Annotated in this window: 18 protein-coding genes, 1 tRNA gene and 1 pseudogene; 7 read left to right on the forward strand and 13 right to left on the reverse strand. The window is 69.3% G+C overall.

The genetic code is table 11. The features are described 5' to 3' along the window. The first annotated feature begins 66 nt into the window (after positions 1-66). Both ABZ345_RS27525 and ABZ345_RS27530 read left to right on the forward strand, forming a co-directional pair. The gene (locus tag ABZ345_RS27525; RefSeq protein ID WP_359854575.1) at positions 67-1053 is read left to right on the forward strand and encodes a helix-turn-helix transcriptional regulator; all 987 of its coding nucleotides are present in this window, start codon (positions 67-69) and stop codon (positions 1051-1053) included. A gap of 43 nt (positions 1054-1096) precedes the next feature. After that, positions 1097-2425 (forward strand): FAD-dependent oxidoreductase, encoded by a 1329-nt coding sequence (locus tag ABZ345_RS27530; RefSeq protein WP_359854578.1) that lies wholly within the window; start codon positions 1097-1099, stop codon positions 2423-2425. On the opposite strand, the gene ABZ345_RS27535 is transcribed toward ABZ345_RS27530, so the two are convergent. The 5 genes from ABZ345_RS27535 to ABZ345_RS27555 form a co-directional block, all read right to left on the reverse strand. Beyond that, positions 2391-2864 carry a hypothetical protein gene (locus ABZ345_RS27535; protein ID WP_359854581.1) on the reverse strand — a complete coding sequence of 158 codons (474 nt, stop codon included), beginning with the start codon at positions 2862-2864 and terminating at the stop codon, positions 2391-2393. The genes ABZ345_RS27530 and ABZ345_RS27535 overlap by 35 nt on opposite strands. Next, a complete protein-coding gene (locus ABZ345_RS27540; RefSeq protein ID WP_359854584.1) occupies positions 2861-3910 on the reverse strand; it encodes a carboxyl transferase domain-containing protein in 1050 nt (349 codons plus the stop codon). Before ABZ345_RS27540 ends, ABZ345_RS27535 begins: the two co-directional genes overlap by 4 nt. A 1-nt stretch (position 3911) precedes the next feature. Next, positions 3912-4475 carry a sigma-70 family RNA polymerase sigma factor gene (locus tag ABZ345_RS27545; protein ID WP_359854587.1) on the reverse strand — a complete coding sequence of 188 codons (564 nt, stop codon included), beginning with the start codon at positions 4473-4475 and terminating at the stop codon, positions 3912-3914. 144 nt (positions 4476-4619) lie between these two features. Next, on the reverse strand, positions 4620-5009 hold the full coding sequence (locus tag ABZ345_RS27550) for a response regulator transcription factor (protein ID WP_359854589.1): 390 nt from the start codon (positions 5007-5009) through the stop codon (positions 4620-4622). An 81-nt stretch (positions 5010-5090) separates the two neighbouring features. Next, entirely contained in the window at positions 5091-5504 is a 414-nt protein-coding gene (locus ABZ345_RS27555; RefSeq protein ID WP_359854592.1) for a VOC family protein, read from the reverse strand. Positions 5505-5611: 107 nt separating this feature from the next. Between ABZ345_RS27555 and ABZ345_RS27560 the strand changes: the two genes are divergently transcribed. Beyond that, entirely contained in the window at positions 5612-6580 is a 969-nt protein-coding gene (locus ABZ345_RS27560) for a WYL domain-containing protein (protein ID WP_359854594.1), read from the forward strand. On the opposite strand, the gene ABZ345_RS27565 is transcribed toward ABZ345_RS27560, so the two are convergent. Then, positions 6534-7184, reverse strand: a complete 651-nt coding sequence (locus ABZ345_RS27565) for a Clp protease N-terminal domain-containing protein (protein WP_359854597.1) — start codon at positions 7182-7184, stop codon at positions 6534-6536. The two genes, ABZ345_RS27560 and ABZ345_RS27565, sit on opposite strands and share 47 nt — an antisense overlap. Positions 7185-7277: 93 nt before the next feature. On the opposite strand from ABZ345_RS27565, the gene ABZ345_RS27570 reads away from it, so the two are divergent. From ABZ345_RS27570 to ABZ345_RS27580, 3 genes are all read left to right on the forward strand, one after another. Next, complete coding sequence (locus tag ABZ345_RS27570) at positions 7278-8960, forward strand: serine/threonine-protein kinase (protein ID WP_359854600.1); 1683 nt, start codon at positions 7278-7280, stop codon at positions 8958-8960. Positions 8961-8964: 4 nt separating this feature from the next. Beyond that, the gene (locus ABZ345_RS27575; RefSeq protein ID WP_359854603.1) at positions 8965-9702 is read left to right on the forward strand and encodes an SDR family oxidoreductase; all 738 of its coding nucleotides are present in this window, start codon (positions 8965-8967) and stop codon (positions 9700-9702) included. 115 nt (positions 9703-9817) lie between these two features. Beyond that, a complete protein-coding gene (locus ABZ345_RS27580; protein ID WP_359854606.1) occupies positions 9818-11152 on the forward strand; it encodes a glycosyl hydrolase family 18 protein in 1335 nt (444 codons plus the stop codon). Between the two features lie 75 nt (positions 11153-11227). Here the strand turns inward: ABZ345_RS27580 and ABZ345_RS27585 are convergent, their stop codons facing one another. Beyond that, positions 11228-11452, reverse strand: a complete 225-nt coding sequence (locus ABZ345_RS27585; RefSeq protein ID WP_359854609.1) for an SMR family transporter — start codon at positions 11450-11452, stop codon at positions 11228-11230. Positions 11453-11493: 41 nt separating this feature from the next. Here ABZ345_RS27585 and ABZ345_RS27590 point away from each other — a divergent pair, with 41 nt between their 5' ends. Further along, positions 11494-12384 (forward strand): 5'-nucleotidase, encoded by an 891-nt coding sequence (locus tag ABZ345_RS27590; protein WP_359854612.1) that lies wholly within the window; start codon positions 11494-11496, stop codon positions 12382-12384. Here ABZ345_RS27590 and ABZ345_RS27595 read toward each other — a convergent pair. The 6 genes and pseudogenes from ABZ345_RS27595 to ABZ345_RS27620 form a co-directional block, all read right to left on the reverse strand. Further along, the gene (locus tag ABZ345_RS27595; protein WP_359854907.1) at positions 12353-12823 is read right to left on the reverse strand and encodes a hypothetical protein; all 471 of its coding nucleotides are present in this window, start codon (positions 12821-12823) and stop codon (positions 12353-12355) included. The two genes, ABZ345_RS27590 and ABZ345_RS27595, sit on opposite strands and share 32 nt — an antisense overlap. 136 nt (positions 12824-12959) lie before the next feature. After that, a pseudogene (locus ABZ345_RS27600) lies at positions 12960-13220 on the reverse strand (DUF2625 family protein); the annotation flags it as partial. A gap of 68 nt (positions 13221-13288) precedes the next feature. Beyond that, complete coding sequence (locus ABZ345_RS27605; protein ID WP_359854615.1) at positions 13289-18757, reverse strand: carboxyl transferase domain-containing protein; 5469 nt, start codon at positions 18755-18757, stop codon at positions 13289-13291. A gap of 159 nt (positions 18758-18916) precedes the next feature. Then, complete coding sequence (locus ABZ345_RS27610; RefSeq protein WP_359854899.1) at positions 18917-20134, reverse strand: MFS transporter; 1218 nt, start codon at positions 20132-20134, stop codon at positions 18917-18919. A gap of 10 nt (positions 20135-20144) precedes the next feature. Next, positions 20145-20636, reverse strand: a complete 492-nt coding sequence (locus ABZ345_RS27615) for a Gmad2 immunoglobulin-like domain-containing protein (RefSeq protein ID WP_359854618.1) — start codon at positions 20634-20636, stop codon at positions 20145-20147. A 79-nt stretch (positions 20637-20715) separates the two neighbouring features. Then, positions 20716-20795: transfer RNA gene (locus ABZ345_RS27620), tRNA-Tyr, on the reverse strand. Between the last annotated feature and the right edge of the window lie 32 nt (positions 20796-20827).

Here is a 20827-nt window from a genome sequence, read left to right on the forward strand (position 1 = left end):
GCCGACCTGCGTATCCCGGAAAACTGGGATGCCCGGACAACGCGGTACCGGCGCATACTGCCAACCATGTGGGAGGGTCGGGCGCAGGGCGTGCGACGCGACGTGACAGCGCTGGCGAGCTCCGGGCTGGACGTCGCGGAACTGCACGCGGCGGCCATCGCCCTGGTGGACCGGGTGGTCCCGTGCGAGCTGACGTGCTGGGCCTCGATGGACCCCGACTCGGGCGCGATCAGCTCGATGACCAGCGGCGTCAACCAGATCCCCCACCAGTACGAACCAGTCCTCGCGAGCTGCGAGTACACGCCCGGCGAGCCGCACACGTTCGCGGCACTGGCTCAACGCGGCGACACCGTGGCACGGCTGGAGGACAAGCGGTCGACACGCCTCAACGAGGTCTGGCGACCGCTGGGACTCAGCCACGAGCTGCGAGCGCTGTTCCGCGCCGACGACACCTGCTGGGGCGCGGCGGGCATCGTGCGCACCAGCGAGTTCAGCGAGCGCGAGCTGGAGTTCATGGCCTCGGTGGCGCCCGCGCTGGGAGCCGCCACCCGAGTCGCCGCGCGCATCGCCGCCAAACGCGCTGGTGCGCACGCCATCGTCGTCGTCGGCAAGGACGGCACGGTCAGAGCGTCGACGGCCTCCGCGACCCAGTGGCGCGACGAACTGGAAGAGGTCGCACCGGGACGGTTCGCCGTGATGCTCAGGGCCGCTGCCTCGGGGGCACGAGCCGGGACGTTCAAAGCCAGGGTCCGGGACGCACACGGCGGCTGGATCCTCCTCGAAGCCAGCGAGCTCGTGAGCGACGACGAGTTCGAAGCCGCCGTGACGATCAGCAGGGCGTCCGGAGCGGAGCTGACCGGGCTGCTGTTGAAGGCCTACGGAGTCACCGCGCGCGAGCAGGACATCTGCCACGAGGTGCTGGCAGGACAGTCGACGACGGAGATCGCGGCACGGCTGAGCATCTCGCCGTACACCGTGCAGGACCATCTCAAGTCGCTCTTCACGAAGTTCGGCGTGCGCAGCCGCGCAGAGCTGGTCGCAAAGCTCTCATAGCGGGACCTTCGGGGGATCGAAAAGGGAGCTTTGCTCTGCCAGCATGACCGCCATGTACTCCGACCGCGCCCTGGTCATCGGCGCCGGCTTCGCGGGACTGCTGGCTGCCAGGGTGTTGTCCGAGTCGTACGGCGACGTGGTGCTCGTGGAACGCGACCAGCTGGCCACCGACACCGGATACCGCACGGGCGTTCCTCAGGCCCACCACCCGCACGCTCTCCTGGCGCGCGGAGCCGAGGTGCTGGACGCGCTCTTCCCCAGGCTCGGCACGGAACTGAAGGCGGCGGGCGCGATCCAGGCCGACCTCGGCAGCGACTTCATGAGCCGCGCCCCGGCCGGCTGGGCACCGCGCGACCCCATCGGCCTGACCGTGCACTCGATGACGCGCGTGACCCTCGAACGGATCATCCGGCGCCGGGTGCTGAAGCTGCCGAACGTGTCCCTGGTGGACGGTGTGACGATCGACGGGCTGCTGCACGACCGCGGCACGATCACCGGTGTCCACGGCCGCCGCGACGACACGGCCTTCACCGACTACGCGGACCTCGTCGTGGACGCTTCCGGCCGCGCCAGCAAGCTGGTCTCGTGGCTCGCGGAGCTCGGCGTCCACTGCCCTGCCCCGATGATCGTGAACGGCCACCTGGCCTACACCTCACGCCTCTACCACGTGAACCACGACCTCAAGCTCGACTGGAAGACCGCCTACGAGATCACCCACGCGCCCACCACCAAACGCGGCGGAGCGGTGTCCTCAGTGGACGGTGGACTGTGGTTCGTCACGCTGTTCGGCGCGGACGGAGAGGTGGCGCCCACCGACGAGGACGGCTTCATCTCGTACGCGACCACCCTCGAGTGCCAGGACATCGCCGAGGTCATCAAGACCGCCACCCCGGCCTCGCAGATCTACCGCGCCGCCAACCTGCGCAGCCGCTGGAACCGGTTCCACAAGGTCCCGGACTGGCCGCGCGGCCTGCTCGCGCTCGGCGACTCGGTCGTCTCGCTCAACCCCGTCTACGGTCACGGCCTCACGCTCGCCGCCCTGAACTGCGCCGAACTCAGGGAACTCCTCAAGGACCACGATCTCGCCCAGGAGCCACTGGTCTTCCAGCGCGCGGTCGCCAGGACCGCCCAGATCCCGTGGATGTCCGCCACGACCACCGACCTCGGCTGGAGCGAGAAGAAGGTCTCGCCGAGCACACGGTTCCTGCAGTGGTACGCCCGCCGCCTGTTCGCGGTCATCCCCGGCAACCCGCAGGTCTACCGGTCCTTCCTGCGCGTCTCGCAGATGGTCGACCACCCGGCGGCGCTGTTCCGGCCCGCCGTGCTGTGGCGGGTGCTCAGCGGATCGCGCCCTCGGGCCAAAGAACGGTGACCGGCACACCCCGCGACCGCGCGTAGGCGACCACGTCAGCCGTCCCACCGGGCCCACGGCCGGGCTGCCCGTCCCACACGGCCAGCAGCGAGTCGGACTCGTCGATCATCCGCTTGCCCGCCTCCATGTAGGCGCGCGGATCGGGCGTGACGAACGGCAGCCGCACGACCTCGCCCGCCCGCGCGAGCAACCGGTCGTAGACGGGCCGGTAGTCCTCCGGCAGCGACTCGCGGTACTCCGCGGCGGGCAGCACCGCCACCAACGAGCCACCCGCGTCCAGCACGGCCTGCGCGAACACCGCGTCGGCCCCGTCTGCCAGGCATGACACTCCCACCACACCGGAGCCGCTCTCGGCCACAGCGGCACGGATCATCCGGTCGACCTCCGCCTCCAGCTCGGCGGAGAGGCCGCGATGTCCGGTGATGGCGAGCTGCGTCATCTGTACAAGATAGGCGGCCAAAGCGGGATCATTCCGGTGGAACGCCGTTCCCGTGCCATCGCCAGAACCTCGACGACCCGCCGTCGCGTGGAACCCGGCGAGATCACCTCGTCGGCGGCACCGGCCACGTCGGCGCCGGGCCAGGCCAGCACGGCCGACGCACCCAGCGACCGGGAGTTCATCACGAGGTACCCGCCGCAGATCCCGCGCGGCACCACGGTCACCCGCGGCATCGACGTGGAAGCAAAGGCGTGCAACAACTTCGCCGTACGCCCGGCCATCTCCGAGACGTCGGCGACCACGACCAACGGCACCCGCAACGCGTCGCACATCCGCACGAACCGAGCGGCCTTGGCGGCCCCGGCACCGTCGAGAGGTCCGTCGTTCGCGACCACTCCCACCGTGTGGCCACCCATTCGGCCCAGCGCGATCACGACCTGAGGCGCACACCGGGCCCGCAGCTCGACAGCGCACGAGTCGAACATCGCCAGCGCCAGATCCCGGCCACCGGCCGGCACGGCCTGGTCCGGCACTGCCGAATAGTGCCCGCGATCCCCCAGCAACGACACCACCGACCGCGCCTGCTCCACGGCCAGCGCGTCGGACGAGCACACGACGTCCGCCGCAGACCCTCCAGGCCCGGCGATCACGACGTCCGACAACGCGGGCCCGTAGCCACCATCCGCGCACGAAGGCCCGAGCACCACGCAGATCTGCGGCACCCTCCCGGACGCCCGCACCATCGCGGCGAACACCCGCCCGGCACCGTCCGACGCCTCGACACCCTCGGCGAGCCGCGCGCCGGCGGAGTGCCACAACCCCAGTACAGGAACGCGCTCGCGGGCAGCGGAATCCACCGCCCAGACGATCCGCTCGCACCCATCGGCACCGAGCGACCCGCTCGACGTCGCATAGGCGATCACGGGACGCCCCAGCACGCGTCCTCGCGCGATCACCACGCCGGCGCTGTCCACCTCCGACAGGAGCCGGACGGTCCCGTTGTCGCACAACGCTTCCAGCCGCGCGACCGGGCAACGCAGGTCCATCTCAGGCAGCCAGGCACAGGTCCGAGGTCGCCAGGTGCGACCGCAGAGAACGCAGAGCGGAGTGAACCCGGGACTTCACCGTGCCGACCGGGATGCCGAGCACCGCGGAGACCTCGTCAGGGCTGCGGCCGTGCAGGTACATGTGCACGACGACCTCGCGCCGGTTCGGGGTCAGTTTCGCCATCGCGTCGGCGAGCGTGATCGAGTCGACGACCCGCGAGATCTCGCAGCGCGACGCCGGAAGGTGCGCCAGGGCGGCGTCACCGGCCTCCTTCGGGCGGCGGTTGCGGTGACGGACGCGGTCGACGACGAGGTTGCGCGCGACGGTCGCGAGCCACGGTCTGGCCGACTCGGGCTGGTGCGCGAGACGCGGTGTGCGCCAGGCCCGCAGGAACGTCTCCTGCAGGAGGTCTTCGGCGAGGCCGGCGTCGCCGTTCGTGAGCGTGCACAGGTACTTGTGCACCGACCGGCCGTGCATGCGGTACAGGTCCACGAGAGCTCGGCTGTCCATGGTGTCGCCGAAGGCCCCGGCAGTGTTGCTCAGAGCGCTCACGGTGGTGGTCATCTCGCTCGCCTCGCAATCCGGGCGTCGGGGGTGGTGGCTAGAACTGTGCTCCGTGCCACACCCCGTCCGGATCGGTCGGCCGACCCAACCTGCCCGCGTAGTTGCGGAACCCCCGACCGGGACCCAAGTCCAGCCGCGTCTACGTCATCCGTCCTGCTCGTGCGCTGCCAGCAACGCACTGACCAGGAGGTCGGAGAAGCCGTCCTTGGCGAGGAACGCGTACGCACCGGCCGCGATCGCGCTGTCCGCGCACGCGTTGTTCAGACTCATTGCCACCACAGGGATCCCGTGTTGCTCGGCGAAGATCCTGAGCAACGACAGGCCGTCCCGTTCGGTGGGCATCAGAACATCGACGATGGCAACGCCCGGCGCGGTCTCCTCGGCGATCCGCACCGCCGACTCCGCACAGCCTGCCTCGCCGACGACCTCGAACTCCGGGTGCGCCAGCAGAAAAGTCCGCATGGCGCTGCGCACTCGCGCGTCGTCGTCGACGATCAGCACGCGGATGGGCCCTCGCCCGTCGGGAACCGTCAACGGGCCCTCCTACAGCAACTACGGCATCACCAAGAAGTACACGCCCGGTGATGCCGCAGTTGCAGCGGCGAATGACGGTTCTCAGCCGAGACGTTTGTCGCGGTTCTGGTCAAGTACGGCCAGGTAGTGAGTGTTCGTCATAACTCCGAGCACATTTCCGAACGGATCGACCACCGACGCGGTCACGAACCCCTCGCCGCGCACCCGCGGTTCGTCGTGCGTCTTCGCGCCGAGCTCCAGCAACCGCGCCACCGTCGCCTCGAGGTCGTCGACCGCCCAGAACAGAATCGCTCCGCCGGGACCTTCGGACGGCGTCACCTCGAACTGGCGCTGCACCAGCCCGAGCTCGGCCTGGTAGTCCCCGATCCGGAACTCCACGTACCCCAGTTCACCGTCCGGCGTGTTCCGCTCGAAGTACGCCTCCACGCCCAGGAACTCGGTGTACCAGGCGCGCGCCTCCGAGAGGTCGTCGGCGTAGTAGGTCACGGTGGACATGCCTCGCAACATGGCGGAATCCCCTTCAGCGAAATTTTCGGTGTCTGGTTTCAGCTTCGGCCGTAAAGTGCTCATCCAGTGAGCACTTTGAACAGGAATCTGAAGCCATGCGCGCAGACCGTCTCGTCGCCACGCTGCTGCTGATGCAGGCCAGAGGCCGGGTGACCGCCACTGAGCTGGCACAAGAGCTGGAGGTCTCGCTGGCCACGGCCCGCCGCGACCTGGAGGCCCTGTCCACCGCGGGCGTCCCCGTCTACCCCCAGCCAGGCCGTGGCGGCGGCTGGTCGCTCGTCGGCGGCGCCCGCACCGACCTGAGCGGTCTGACCTCGGCTGAGGCGCAGGCGTTGTTCCTGATCGCCGGACCGGCCGCGACCGTCGCTCCCCAGGTGAAGTCCGCCCTGCGAAAACTCGTGCGAGCCCTGCCGCAGACGTTCCGCGCCGAGGCCGAAGCCGCGGCGGAAGCGGTCGTGATCGACACCGCGGCCTGGGGCGACGACACGAAAGACCGCCCGGCGCTGGTGGAGGTACTGCAGAAAGCGGTCGTGGAGCAGGTACAGGTCCGACTCAGCTACCAGAAACGAGGCGCACCACCGACCGGACGCACGGTCGACCCGTGGGGACTCGTCGACAAGGACGGCATCTGGTACTTCCTCGCCGGCACCGAGGACGGCCGGCGGACGTTCCGGATCGACCGGATCCTGGGCGCCACGCTGACCAGCGCCCCGTCCGTCAAGCCGCCCGACTTCGAGCTGGCGAAAGCGTGGGACTCGGTCGTCACCGAGGTCGAGCAACGCCGCTCCGAGACCGCCGCGACCATGCTGGTGGCCACCAGGTTCCTCAAGGTCTTCCAGCACATGCACGGCCGCCACTGCACGGTGCTCGACGATCTCGGCGAACAGACCCGAGTCGAGCTCACCGCCCCACGCCCCCTCGACATCGCCCGCAACGTCGCCGGCTGGGGCAGCCTGGTCACCGTCGAGTCACCCACGGAGGTGCGGGACCACCTGGCCCGCATCGGCGCCGAACTGGTCAGCCAATACCCACCTGCTTCTCCAGCCGGTCCAGCCGGGACATGATCATCGCCAGCACCTTCGCCGCGTCCGGCGTGGCCTGCTGCTGCTTCTTGAGGTGCACGATCCCGGCGAGAGCGGTCTGCACGGCCCGGCGGGTGCCCTTGAGGTCCGCGCCGAGCTCCCGGAGCACCTCGCCGCCCTTGCCCTCCGGTTCGGCGATGATGCCGAGCAGCAGGTGCTCGCAGCCCACGTAGTTGTGCCCGAGCGCCATCGCCTCGACCACGGCCAGCTCCAGCGCGTTGACCGCGTCGGGCGCGAACCCGGACCCCTGGCCCGCTCCTGAGGGGAAACGCAGCGTGCGCGGGTCGATGTCGATCGCGCGCAGCACGTCGAGAGCCAGGTTGGCGCCCTCGTCGACCATCGCCTGAGCCAGCTCGGCGGTGGTGACCACCGGCGACTCCGACGCGAGCCGGAGCACCGTGCGCATCCGCTCGGTGAGCTGGGAACCGCGGTCGCCGTCGAGATCGGCGACCGTGAGCCCGCGCACCGACGTGATCCGCTTGACGGAGACCTCGAGGGCGCGCTGACAGATGGCCGAGATCGGAATGTTGAGGTCCTTGACCGTTTCTGCCAGCTCATCGGGCAGGTACACGTTGATTTTCGGCATAACCCCATACCTACCCCCAAGTGGGGTTACAGTCAATCCCGAACGCGGCAACCGTCACACTTGCGGGTGATCAAAGGGAACGGGAGCGCGGGCGTGGAGGAGAAGAGCAGGCTCATAGCGAGCCGCTACCGGTTGAAGGAGAAGGTCGGCCAAGGCGCGATGGGCGTCGTGTGGCAGGCCTACGACGAGCAGCTTCACCGTGTGGTGGCGGCGAAAGCGCTGCTCGCGCTCGACGGCGTCGACGACGCCAAGATCGACCGCGCCAAGGCCAGGGCCATGCGAGAGGCCCGTTTGGCCGCCCGTCTCGAACACCCGAACGCCATCCGCGTCTACGACGTGGTGGAGGACGACGGTCAGCCCTGGCTGATCATGGAGTACCTCCCCTCCCGCAGCCTCGCCGCCGTCATCGCCGAGCAGGGTTCGCTGCCGCCCCGCGAGGTCGCCCGCATCGGCTGCTACACCGCCGCCGCCCTGGCCGCCGCGCACCGGCACGGCATCCAGCACCGCGACGTGAAGCCCGGCAACGTGCTGATCGGCGACCAGGAAGTCAAGATCACGGACTTCGGCATCTCCAAGGCCATCGACGACGGCACGGCCACCGCGACCGGCACCGTCGGCACGCCCGCGTTCTTCTCCCCCGAGGTCGCCCGCGGCGAGGACGCGGGCCTCGCCTCCGACGTCTTCTCGCTCGGCGCCACGCTCTACAACGCCGTCGAGGGCGGTCCGCCGTTCGGCACCTCCGACAACCACATCGCGATGCTGCACCGCGTGGCCAGCGGGTCGATCATGCCGCCCGCCGCCGCCGGTCCGCTGCTGTCGCCCGTGCTGTTCCGCTTGCTGGCCAACGAACCCGAGCGCCGTCCGTCCATGCAGGAGGCCGTCCACCTGCTGGCCGCGGTGGTGAACGACTCGCCACAGGTGTCCGAGGCGACGGTGGTCATCCCGGCCACGGTAAAGCTACCGGTCGAGGCACAGCCCGAGGAGAAGGCGAAGCAGGAGGCGAGTGCGGCCGCCGCGGGACTGGTCGCGGGAGCCGCTGCCGCCGAGGCCGCTGAACTGACGACGCCGCCCGCGCAGCCCGAGCCCGAGCCGGAAGTGCTGCCCGAGCCTGAACCGGAGCCCGCGCCGCAACCCGTTGTGGCGCAACCAGAACCGACCCCTGTGCTCGCTCCACCCGTTCCCCCGCAGCCGGAGCCGGAGGAGAAGCGGCGCAAGTTCCCGCTGGTCCCCATCGCGATCGTGCTCCTCGTGCTGGCCGTGGGCGTCGGCTCGTTCCTGTTGTGGCCCAAGGGTGGCAACCAGAACAACGGCGCGAACAACCCGCCGTCGTCGAGCGCCTCCACGAACCCGCCCGCGACCAGCCAGTCCCAGACGCAGTCGCAGCCCCAGTCACAGACGACGACGGAAACCCCGCCGCAGCAGACCACCTCCCAGGAAACCCCGCCGAACACCCCGAGCCAGAACCCGCCCGCGACGCCGCAGACCGCGCAGCAGGCGATCGAGGCGTACTTCGCGTTGATCCCGAGCAACCTCCCGGCCGGCTACGCGGCGCTGACCGACACCTTCAAGTCCGTGCGGGCGAAGACCTTCGCGGACTACCAGACGTTCTGGAGCGACTACACCGCGGTGAAGCTGTCGAACGTCACGCCGCAGGGCGAGAACGTCGTGACCGTGACACAGCAGTTCATGCAGGGCTCGACCGTGACGAACACCGAGACGCACACGTACACACTCGTGCAGCAGAGCGGCAAGTGGATGATCGACAGGCAGGACTAGGACCGTGCCCCGACGCGCTCTCGTCACCGGAGCTTCCCGCGGCATCGGTGCCGCCATCGCCCACGCCCTCGCGGAGAACGGCCACCAGGTCGCCGTCCACTACCGCAGCGGCGCGGACGAGGCCGCCTCGGTGGCCGAAAGCCTTGCAGGTGAAGGACATGTGACCGTTCAAGGCGACCTCGGCGCTGGAGGGGCCGAGCAGATCGTCAACGAGACCGTCGAGAAGCTCGGCGGCCTCGACGTCCTGGTCAACAACGCGGGCATCTACTTCCTCCACCCGATCGCCACGACGAGCTTCGCGAACTGGCAGGACGCCTGGCGCCGCACCATGGAGCTCAACCTGTTCGGCCCGGCCGACCTCACCTGGCACGCGGTCCGGCACATGGGCGAGGGCGGCAGGATCGTCAACGTCGGTTCGCGCGGTGCCTATCGCGGCGAGCCCGACGCGCCCGCGTACGGCGCCGCGAAGGCCGGGCTGCACGCGATGACCCAGTCGCTGGCGCAATCTCTTGCGCCACAGGGCATCTCGGTCGCCGGTGTGGCGCCGGGGTTCGTCCGCACCGACATGGTCACGGACCTGCTCGCCAGCCCGGAGGGTGACGCAATCCGCGAGCAGAGCCCGTTCGGCCGCGTCGCCGAGCCCGAGGAGGTCGCCGCGGCGGTCGCGTGGCTGGCGTCCGAGAAAGCCACCTGGGCCAGCGGCACGATCATCGACGTCAACGGCGCGTCCTACCTCCGTTGATTCCCTTGGCAGCGACCGGAACTGGTTCCGGTCGCTAGTTGATCTTCCGCACAACCGGTCTAGACCACTAACGTCGCGGGTGGGCGCTCGACGTAAGCGGAAGGCAACCCCTGCAATGCGTTCACTCCGATCACGCCTCGGTGCCGCCGGCCTCGCGCTGGCCGCCGCCGCGGCGACCATGACGGTCATCGCGCCTGCCGCGCAGGCCGCGTATCCCGCTGGGTTCAAGAGCGTCGGCTACATGCCGTCCTGGTCCGGCAGCGCCAGTGCCATCCAGTACAGCAAGCTGACGCACATCAACTACGCCTTCGTGCTGCCGAACGGGAACGGCACGCTCCAGGGCATCCCCGACACCGGCAAGCTCCAGCAGATCGTGAGCCTCGGCCACCAGAACGGGGTCAAGGTCTCGCTGGCTGTGGGCGGCTGGAACGACGGCAACGACTCGGCGTTCGAGCAGATGGCGGGCAACTCCGGTTCGCGCACCACGTTCGTCAACTCGCTGATCAACGTCGTCAGCCAATACAACCTCGACGGCATCGACATCGACTGGGAGTACCCGGATCCCGGCACGTCGGGCAACAACTACACCGCGATGATGCAGCAGCTCAGCACCGCGTTGCACCAGCGCGGCAAGCTGCTGACGGCCGCGGTCGTCAGCGAGGGCGGCACGGCCAACGGTGTGCAGCCCGCCGTGTTCAACGCGGTCGACTGGCTGAACATCATGGCCTACGACGGTGGCAGCCCGCACGCGAACTACGACTGGTCGATCAACAGCGTCAACTTCTGGAAGGGCCGCGGGCTTCCCGCCGCCAAGGCCGTTCTGGGCGTGCCGTTCTACAGCCGGCCGACCTACATCGCCTACAAGGACCTCGTCGCGCAGGACCCGGCCAACGCCAACCGCGACTGCTACAACGGCAACTGCTACAACGGCATCCCCACGATCAAGCGCAAGACCTCGTGGGCGTTGTCCAACGCGGGCGGCATCATGAACTGGGAGCTGTCCCAGGACACCACCGGCAGCACCAGCCTGCTCAACGCCATCTGGGAGACCGCTTCGGGCGGCAACCCGAACCCGCCCACCGGCGGCACCATCACCGGTTACGGCGGCAAGTGCGTCGACGTGGCGGGCGCGAACTCGGCCAACGGCACCGCGGTTCAGCTGTGGACCTGCAACGGCACCGCCGCGCAGACGTGGTCCCGTGAAGGCAACACGGTCCGCGCACTCGGCAAGTGCCTCGACGCTTCGGGCACGGCGAACGGCGCCGTGACGCAGCTCTGGGACTGCAGCGGTGCGGGCAACCAGCAGTGGACCGCCGAGGCGAACGGCCAGCTGCGCAACGTGGCGTCAGGAAGATGTCTCGACGCCACCGGCCCCAGTTCCGCCGACGGCACCAGGCTTCAGCTCTGGGACTGCGCCGGATCCGCCAACCAGCAGTGGCACTTCAACTGATCGTCTTTTGAGGACCTTCAGGCCGTTGATCCCGGCAAGGAATCTTCCACGCGAAGATCGCTTCCTCGCCGGTGATCATCGGCCTGCGACCATCAGGGCGGCGCCGGTGCCGACCCACACGGCGTACGCGGTGCCGACCGGGATTCCGCGCATGGCGTAGGCGAGGCCGACGACGCTCGCCATCATCGAGATCGCGAACACCACGACCGGCCACGGCTTGCTCAGGCCGCGTGACGCCGCGAGCGCCGTGGCCCAGACGGCCTCCAGCACTCCCGACAGGACCAACACCAACCAGTACATTGGCACGACCGTACCAGAAAAGCTTGGTTACGATCTGTCGCGTGGCCCCCAGCCTGGAGAACCTGCTGGTCGTCGGCGTCGCGTCGAGCGCGCTGTTCGACCTGTCCGCGTCCGACGCCGTGTTCTCCTCCTCCGGTGAGCAGGCCTACCGCGAGTACCAGTCGGCGCACCTCGACGAGCCGTTCGCGCCTGGAGTCGCGTTCCCGTTCATCCGGCGGTTGCTGCGGCTCAACTCGTTGGGGCCGCTGGTCGAGGTGATCGTGCTGTCGCGCAACTCCCCCGACACCGGGCTGCGCATTCTGCGGTCGGCTCAGCACCACGAGCTGCCGATCACGCGGGCGATCTTCACGCAGGGACGGGCGCCGCACGAGTTCATGCCCGCTTTGAACATGTCGTTGTTCTTGTCGGCCAACGAGAGCGACGTGCGCCGGGCGACCGCGGCCGGGCTTCCCGCGGGACAGGTGTTGAAGTCTTCGTTCAAGGACGACGACGATCCTGCGTTGCGGATCGCGTTCGACTTCGACGGGGTGCTGGCGGATGACGCGGCCGAGCGGATCTATCAGAGTGGCGGTCTTGATCAGTTCCAGCAGCACGAGGCCCTGAACGTGGTGACGCCGCTGGATCCCGGGCCGCTCAGGAACTTCCTCGCCGGGATCAACCGGATTCAGCGGGTGGCCGAGGACCGGGTGCGGGTATCGGTGGTGACGGCTCGGTCCGCGCCTGCGCACGAGCGGGCGATCAACAGCCTCAAGGCGTGGGGGCTGACGGTGAACGACGCGTTCTTCCTGGGCGGGCTGCGGAAGGCGCCGATCCTGGACGTGTTGAAGCCGCACATCTTCTTCGACGACCAGCGCGGGCACCTGATCCAGACCGTGCCCTGCGTGCACGTCCCGTTCGGCGTCACGAACGCAGACGGTCAATCTCCGCCGTGAGCTCCGCACGGAGGTCGTCGTGCTCGGGGCCGAGCGCGGTCTTCGAGTCGGACCAGCGTTCGGCCGGATACAGCCACACCGGGCGGTGGACGATCTCCGGCGGCTCCCAGTCGTAGCGCGGCCAGACGTGCGCGTGCAGGTAGGGATCGGTGTTGCCGAGGATCTCCAGGTTGACCCGGCGGAATCCCGTGTCGCGCCTGGCACACACCCGTTCGACCGCCTCGCCGAGGAGTTCCATGTCGGCCAGGAACTCCGTTCGCCGGCGTCGGGGCAGGTTGGTCAGCCGCTCCACGTTCGGGGTGTCCACCAGCAGAACGCAGTAGCCGGGCAGGAACTGCACGTCGCCGATGGTGGCGAACCCCGCGCTCAGGCGCCTCAGCACGGTGGGGTTCAGCCCGCGCAACGACGACGCGATCCGGTCCTTCTGCCACTCGTCCATGCTCATACCTTCCCAAGCGGACCGGGATCGGGCAGCTCGAACTCCTCGATCGGCTCGAGGTGGGACACACCAACTGGTCGCGCAACGGCACCACCGTGCGGGTGGTGCTCGCGATGTCCGACGCGCCCTCCTGCGACCACACCGGCGGTTCCGCTCTGATCGCCTCCCCCAGGCCGACCTTCGCCACCTCGTCCTGCCAGGACGGCCAGAACAGAGTGCCGTAGTACGACTCCATCTCGCCGGACAACATCCAGACCAGCCAGTCGCTGAAGCCGCCGCCGTCGAACTCCTCCCACGCCGTCGCGTCCGGCGCGAAGTAGGCGACCTGGCCCGGCTCGCCCCGCCTCTTGTACTCGGCGCAGTCGGAATCGGCAACGAGCTCGAGCAAACTCCGCACGGCATCCCCCAGGAAGCGAAGAGCCCCGGCCTTGGCGACCAGGGCTCCGCACAACCTAGCCAGACGACTTACGACCGGGCGAGGCCGTTCTCGATCGCCGCGATGATCGCCGGCCGCAGCTCCGCGGCCGAGATGATCGCGTCGACCGAGCCGACCTCGACCGCGCGCTGCACGCTGTGGACGCGGTCGAACTCCGCGGCCATCTCGTTCAGCTTCTCGGTCCGCACCGCCTGACGCGTCGTCACGAGCTCCGCGGTCAGGGCCGCGCGTTCGGCTCCGACGGCTTCGGACACCGAGGTCTCCAGCTTCTTCACGCGCGGGTCGTTGGCCGTGCGGCCGTCCACCTCGCGGGCGAACACGACGGCCGCGGCGGGGGCGCCGCCGATGACCGAGGCGTAGGAGCCCTCGACCGCGAGCACGGTCATGGACGGGTTCAGGGCCTTCGAGAAGACCACGAACGCGCCGCCGTGGTAGCGCGAGATCACGCAGAACACGATGGGGCCGCTGAAGTTGACGATCGCGCGGCCGATCTCCGCGCCGTACTCGAGCTGCAGTTCGCGCATCGACTCCGGGGAGCCGTCGAAGCCCGACAGGTTCGCCAGGACCACCAGCGGACGGTTGCCCGAGGCCGCGTTGATCGCGCGGGCCGCCTTCTTCGACGACTTCGGGAACAGCGTGCCCGCCGTGTAGGTGTCCGGGCCGTCGGTGGGCGGGAAGCCGGTGCGGGCCACGCCGCGCGACTCGATGCCCAGCAGCGTCACGGGGATGCCGCCGAGGTGAACGTCCTGGACGACCGCGGTGTCGGCGTCCGCCATGCCCGCCCAGCGTTCCAGGACGTCGTGGTCCTGGTCGGACAGAGCGCGCATGACCGTGCGGATGTCGAACGGCTTCTTGCGGTCCGGGTTCGACTCGATCGAGAAGATCTCGCCGACCGTCGTGAACGGGCTGTCGCCGACGATGTGCGGGTACGACGACACGTCGCGCGACGACGGGTCCGAAGTGGACACCCGGCGCGGGCCCGACTCACCGGGAGCGATGTAGCTGTGCTCGTAGTGGGCCAGCAGCACGTCGAAGGCGGCGCGCAGGTTCGGCGCCCAGTACTGCGCCTGGCCGTTCGGGCCCATGACGCGGTCGTAGCCGCCGATGCCGTAGTTGTCCTCGGCCGAGACGCCGCCGGAGAAGTCCAGCGCCTGCTTGCCGGTCAGCACCATGGCGGAGTCCGGCGTCATGACCAGGATGCCCTTGGTGTGCATGAGCATCGTGGCCTCGGCGTTCCAGTACGGCTGGGCGCCGACGTTGATGCCGTTGACCACCACGTTGATCTCGCCACCGGCCTGGGTGAACTCGACGATCCGCTTCAGCGCCGCGGCCACCCAGTCCATGTTCTCGACACCGGAGCTCATCGAGATCTTCGCGCCGGACGAGAGCGAGAACCATTCCAGCGGAACGGAAAGCTCGGAGGCCAGGTCCAGCGCGTGGATCACGCGGGAGCACTCGGGCTCGGCCAGCGCGCCCAGCGACTTGGTCGGGTCGCCGAGCAGCACGACGCGCTTCATGCCCTCGGGGTACGCGGCACTGGGCGTCGTCACGACACCGACGACGATGCCCGCCTTGTTACCACCGCGCGGACGGTCGACCGGCACGAGAGCGCCATCGACGAGATCGTGCTCCACGAAGGACCCGCCGTCGCCGACCAGCATGTCGACCAGCTCGTACGGGTAGATCGTGCCACGCGACTGGGCGCGCAGGACGTTCTGGCGGTAGTCGTCGAGCGGCTGGATCGGCTCGGTCGGCGGCTGCACGAACGAGAACGAGACGCCGGCACCCGCGTCGTTCGCGATGCGCACACCGATGTCGGTGAGCTCACCGGAGACGGGGTCCTTGCGGCGCGCCAGGAACAGGACCTCTTCCAGGTCCAGGCCCGTGGTCGTGGGCAGCACGCGCGAGCCGACCGCGTCGAGGTCCTTCGAGGACAGATCGGTGGGCGGCCACGCGTACAGCACGACCCGGTTGGTGGCCAGGCGAGTCCGGCCACCAGCCTGCGCACGAGCCCGGCGAATGCCGTCCAAACAGGTCGCCAGCACGTCCTCGGCCGCAGGCAGCGCTACGATCCGGCCTTCGTCGTCCCGCAACGGCGTCAGGTCGCGAACCTGGCCCAGCGCCACCAGACGCTCGTCGGACTTGTTCGCCTTGGCCACCGCGCGGAACAGGTAGACGTCCTCGTCCAGGGACGGCAGACGCGTGAGGTCGAACTCCCGCAACCGCTCCAGCTGCATGCGTTCGGCGATGCGCGGGTGCAGCCCGCGCACCAGCCTCTCCTCGGCGAACCCGTTGGACGACGGGCGGAACGTGAAGTGGTGGTGCATCGACTCGCCGCGACGGCCCGCGACCGTGGTGGTGATGCGGGTGATCGTCGGAGGCAACTGGTGCGCGGCCAGCGCGGCGCCCAGACCGGCGGCCATCTCGTCCTGGTCGGACGGACCGTCGGTCCAGTTGACGTAGAGGTCCGCGACGACCGCGCTTCCGTTGCCGTAAGCGACGACCTCGCCGACAGCGTCCGACAGCGACGGGAACTCCACCGCGGTCGAGATGAGGCGGGTCTGCTCCGGTGCGTTCTCCGCGATGAAGAACGCGCCGCTCAGACGCGGGTTCTCCAGCGCCTTCTTGGTGTAGTAGCGGCGGGCCAGCACCTCCAGCAACGGGGTGTTGTCCGCACCGGGCTTGCCGATCCGCTGGCCGAGCAGGCGCACCAGCGGTTCCGCAGATGCCACCATCGCCGCGATCCGCTCCTCGCGGTCGGCGGCCTGGGGCTGCACGTCCAGGTGGATCAGGTGCTTGCGGACCTCGCTGTGCACACGAGCGCGGTTGCGGCGCACCAACGGCTGCGCGAACCACGTGAACACGACGCTGCGGGCCAGGTCGGCCACGGCCGGGTAGCGGACCTGCGTCGCGGCGACGATGTGTTCGAGCACCAGGCCGACCTGCACCTGCTCGGACTCGACCGGCGGCGCCTCCTGCACCCACTGGCGCAGCAGGGTCGTCGCGACGGCCGCGTCGAACACGCCGCGGCGCAGCGCCACGAAGACGCGGAAGACGGCCTGCTCCAGCTCCGGCGTGCGGTCCAGCTCGGTGATGCCGTAGTGGCCGAGCACGCTCTGCAGGCGGGAGCGGAAGCTCTCCGGCAGCGCGGCGCGGTCCGCGTCCAGCGTCTTGAGGTACGTGTGGAAGTGCTCGCGCGGAGAGTGGATGTGGTTCTCCGGCTTGGACTCCTCGCCGGCGGGACGGTTGCGCGAGAGGTCGCACAGGTCGGCGAAGATGCCGAGCAGCTTGGCCTCGGCGACGAGCGGCCGCTCCAGCAGGTCGTGCCGCGCGCCCATGTAGTTCGACAGCACGCGCTCGGTCTCGGCGGCCGTGGTGTCGAAGCCCAGCAACAGGTTGCGCAGGTCGTCGAGACCGCGGGCGGCGAGCTCCTCCGCGTGGACGTCGGTGCGCGGCGCGGGCAGCTCCAGCTCGACCGACGACTCGGACTTCTGCTCCTCGACGGCGCCGTCGGCGTCCTCGATCTCCTCCAGCTTGAGCAACGCGCCACCGGCGGGCACCTGGGTGCCGACGACGACGTTCAGCTCCTTGAGCCGCGCACGGAACGGCGCGCGCAGCACCGTCTCCATCTTCATGGCCTCGAGGACCAGCACCGGCGCACCGGCCTCGACCTCGGCGCCGACCTCCAGCGGGGTCGCGACGACCAGCGCGGGCATCGGCGAGCGGAGCACACCGCCCTCGTCACGGGTGACGCGGTGGGTGACGCCGTCGACCTCGACCTGGTGGACCGGGCCGTGCGTGCCGGTGACGACGCGGAACCGCGTGCCGTTGACGGTGATCTGGCCGACGTGGTGGTCGAACCGCTCGACGTCGACGTCACCGGTCAGCACGACGCCGGAGTCGGCGGCGGACACACCGACTCGGTACTTCGCGGCACCGACGCGGGCGACCTGCACCACGTACGGCTGGCTGCGCAGCACGAACTCCAGCTTGACCGCGCCCTCGTGGTTCGTGCGCGGCTGGCCACCGCGGGAGGACGCCAGCAGCTCGGTGCGGTTGATCTGCTCCTCGTCCTCGTACACCTCGATACCGGCCGCGGCCAGCGCGATCGCGGAGTGGCGGTGCGAGATCAGGCCGCCCTCGGCGCGGACGCGGTCGATCCACGAGGTGTCGGCCGAGCCGTCGATCACGGCGGGCTCGTCGAGCAGGTCCAGCACGAAGCTCTTGTTGGTCGTGCCGCCCTCGATGATCACGGTCGTCTCGGCCATGGCGCGGCGCAACTTGCCGAGCGCCTCGTCGCGGTCGCGGCCGTACGCGATGATCTTCGCGATCATCGAGTCGAAGTCGGACGGGATCTGCGACCCCTCGGCCACACCGGTGTCGACGCGGATACCGGGGCCGGCGGGCAGTTCGAGCCGAACGATCGTGCCGGGGCACGGCGCGAAGTCGCGGTCCGGGTCCTCGGCGTTCAGCCGGGCCTCGACGGCGTGCCCGAGCTCGACGGGCTTGGCGCCCTCCAGCTTGCCGCCGCCCGCGACGTGCAGCTGTGCCTTGACCAGGTCGAAGTTGCAGGTGATCTCGGTGATCGGGTGCTCGACCTGCAGGCGGGTGTTGACCTCCAGGAACGCGAAGAGCTTCTCACCGGGGTGGTAGAGGAACTCGACGGTGCACGCGCCGCGGTAGCCCACCGCGTTCGCGAGCCGCTCGGCCGACGCCTTGAGCTCGTCGACCTGCGAGGGCTCGAGCACGCAGGACGCGGACTCCTCGATGATCTTCTGGTTGCGCCGCTGCACCGAGCAGTCGCGGACGCCGAGCGCCCACGCCGTGCCCTGGCCGTCGGCGATGACCTGCACCTCGACGTGCCGGGCGCCGGTGACCAGGCGCTCCAGGAACATCACGCCGGAGCCGAACGCGCGCGCGGCCTCCTGGCTGGTGCGGTCGAAGTTCTCTTCCATCTCCTCGGGCGAGGTGATCTTGCGGATGCCGCGGCCACCACCACCGGCGGTCGCCTTCAGCATCAACGGGTAGGTGACCTCCTCGGCCACCTTCAGCGCGTGCTCGAGGTTCTCGACGGCGCCGCGCGACCACGGCGCGACCGGGACCCCGACCTCCTCGGCGATCAGCTTCGAGCCGATCTTGTCGCCGAGTTTGCGCATGGCCTCGGCGGACGGGCCGACGAACGTGACGCCGACCTTCTCGCACAGCTCGGCGAACTCGGGGATCTCGGCGACGAAGCCCCAGCCGACCCACGCGGCGTCGGCCTTCGTCTCGACGAGAGCCTGCTCCAGCACCTTGAGGTTCAGGTACGGACGGTCGGCCGCCAGGCCGAGGTTGTAGGCCAGGTCGGCTTCCCTGACGAAGGGTGCCGACTTGTCCACATCGGTGTACAGGGCGACGGTCTCGATCCGTTCCCCTGACTCGGCGGCGAGCTCACGGACGGCGTGGATCAGCCGCATTGCGGCTTCCCCGCGATTGACGATCGCAACACGACTGAACAACGACTTGGCTCCTCGCGGACGTACAACCTCAGCGGCAGTCGCCGCCCAATCGATGTACACACTCTCGTCTACTACCCGGTAGGAAAACCGCTAGATCGAAGCGAGTTGAGCAGCGTGCTTTGTATGAAACCAACAAGCAACCAGGTCCTCGGCACAGGATCACTTGAGCCCGTGTCCCAACTCACGACCTGGCCGGGGCTTCAGCCGCGACCACCCGACCCCGGCGGCGAACACGAGCGGTAGCGCCGTGATCACCAATGCGGTCCTCACCGACAGCGCGTCGGCCAGGGCTCCCCCGGCCAGCGCCCCCACGGGCTGCCCGATTCCGAACGTCACCATGCGCCCGGCCAGGCCGACCCTGCCCTGCAGCTGGTCAGGGGTCGCCAGCTGGCGCACCGTCAGCCCGTTGACGATCACGATCGTCGAGGTCAGTCCCCACAACGCCATGCCGACCACCGCGAGCCACCACAGTTCCACCCCCACCAGCAAGCTCAGCACACCCACCCCGGCCGACAGCCCGATCGTGGTGACACGCCGGGGCTGGCAGGTGTCACTGATCTTGGGCATGACGACGGTCGCGGCGAACGACCCGGCGGCCAGGGCGCTGAACAGCACCCCGACCCGCGCGTCGTGCTCCGGCACGTCGAAAACCCGGAAGGCGTAGACGACGATAAGCCCGGACACGGCACCGCCCGCGATCGCTTGACCGACTCCCAAGGCGGTGAAGAGCCGGACTGTGGGTTCCCTCCACAGGAACTCGAGTCCTTCCCGGATGTCCGCCCTGAGCGAGGTGCGCGGTTCCCTCGCCGGGTTCATGGGTCTCAGGATCATCCGGACGAACGCGGCGGACACGGCGAAACTGACGGCGTCCAGCGCCATCGCTCCCGACGGGCCGATGACCGAGATGAGAACGCCCGCCGCGGACGGCGCCGCGATGTGGACGGCGGTGGCGGAGCTCCAGATCGCGCTGTTGGCCCTGGTGAGGTTGCCGGTGCCGACGAGCGCGGGCAGGGCGCCGAAGGTGGCCGCGTCGGACCACACGGTCACGCTCGCCACTCCGCCGGCCACCAGCAGGAGGTGTGATGGCGACAGTGCTTCCAGTGCCGCCGCCACGGGCACGCTCGCGAGGAGTCCCGCGCTGACGAGGTCCGTGACGACCATGACCGCACGCCGGTGCATCCGGTCGACGAGCGCACCCGCGACCAGCCCGAACACGAGGTAGGGCGCGGCGGTCAGTGCCGCGAGCGCTGCCGTGTGCACGGCGCTGCCGGTGAGCGAGTACATGAGGACGGGCAGCGCGACGCCCGACACCGCGGACCCCGCCGTCGAGATCACCCTGGCGAGCCAGAGCTTCCCGAACTCGCGGTCGGTCCGCAGCGTCCTGAGATCAGGATTGCGGAATTCTGATCACATCCCCGGGGTGGATCAGGTTGGGGTTCGTGATGACGTGCGGGTTCGCCCGCACCAGTCGCGTGTAGAGGTTGCCGTTGCCGTAGAAGTGCTGGGCGATCGCGAACAGCGTGTCACCCGGCTTGATCGTGTACTCCTGGTAGACGCGGTAGCCGGGCACGATCCGCGGCCCGTACACGACGGGCACGATGATCTTGTCGAGCTCCGTGCCGTCCTTGGGCGAGGACCAGAACACCTCGACGAAGAGCCGGTCGAGCGCGAACGACGCGCCGGAGACGTCGACGCTGACCTGGAACTGGCCGTGACCGCCGGTCCCGTCGCCCGCCATGAACCCGCCGGTGACCTCGTCGTGGCCCTCGTGGATCCGGTAGCCGAACTGCGCCTCGAACGCCCCGCCCGCGGTGCCGGCGATCTGCACCTGGCCGCCGACGAGGCCCAGGGGACGTGGTTGCTGAACATCAATGGACATGTGTTCCCCCTTCCACCCATGTAGTCGTGGGGCGGGTCGGGGTCGTTGCCCAGGGTCACCCCGGTGGCGCAACGGTCGGTGGTGGAGGACGGAGTCGAACCGCCTTTGCCGGAGCTCCCGTTTTACAGACGGGCGGGGCTCCACAGCCCCATCTCCACCATTGTGCAATTCCTTTTCCGAGCTTCTGAGCT

The sequence above is a fragment of the Lentzea sp. NPDC005914 genome, assembly GCF_040629405.1.
Lineage (GTDB): Bacteria > Actinomycetota > Actinomycetes > Mycobacteriales > Pseudonocardiaceae > Lentzea.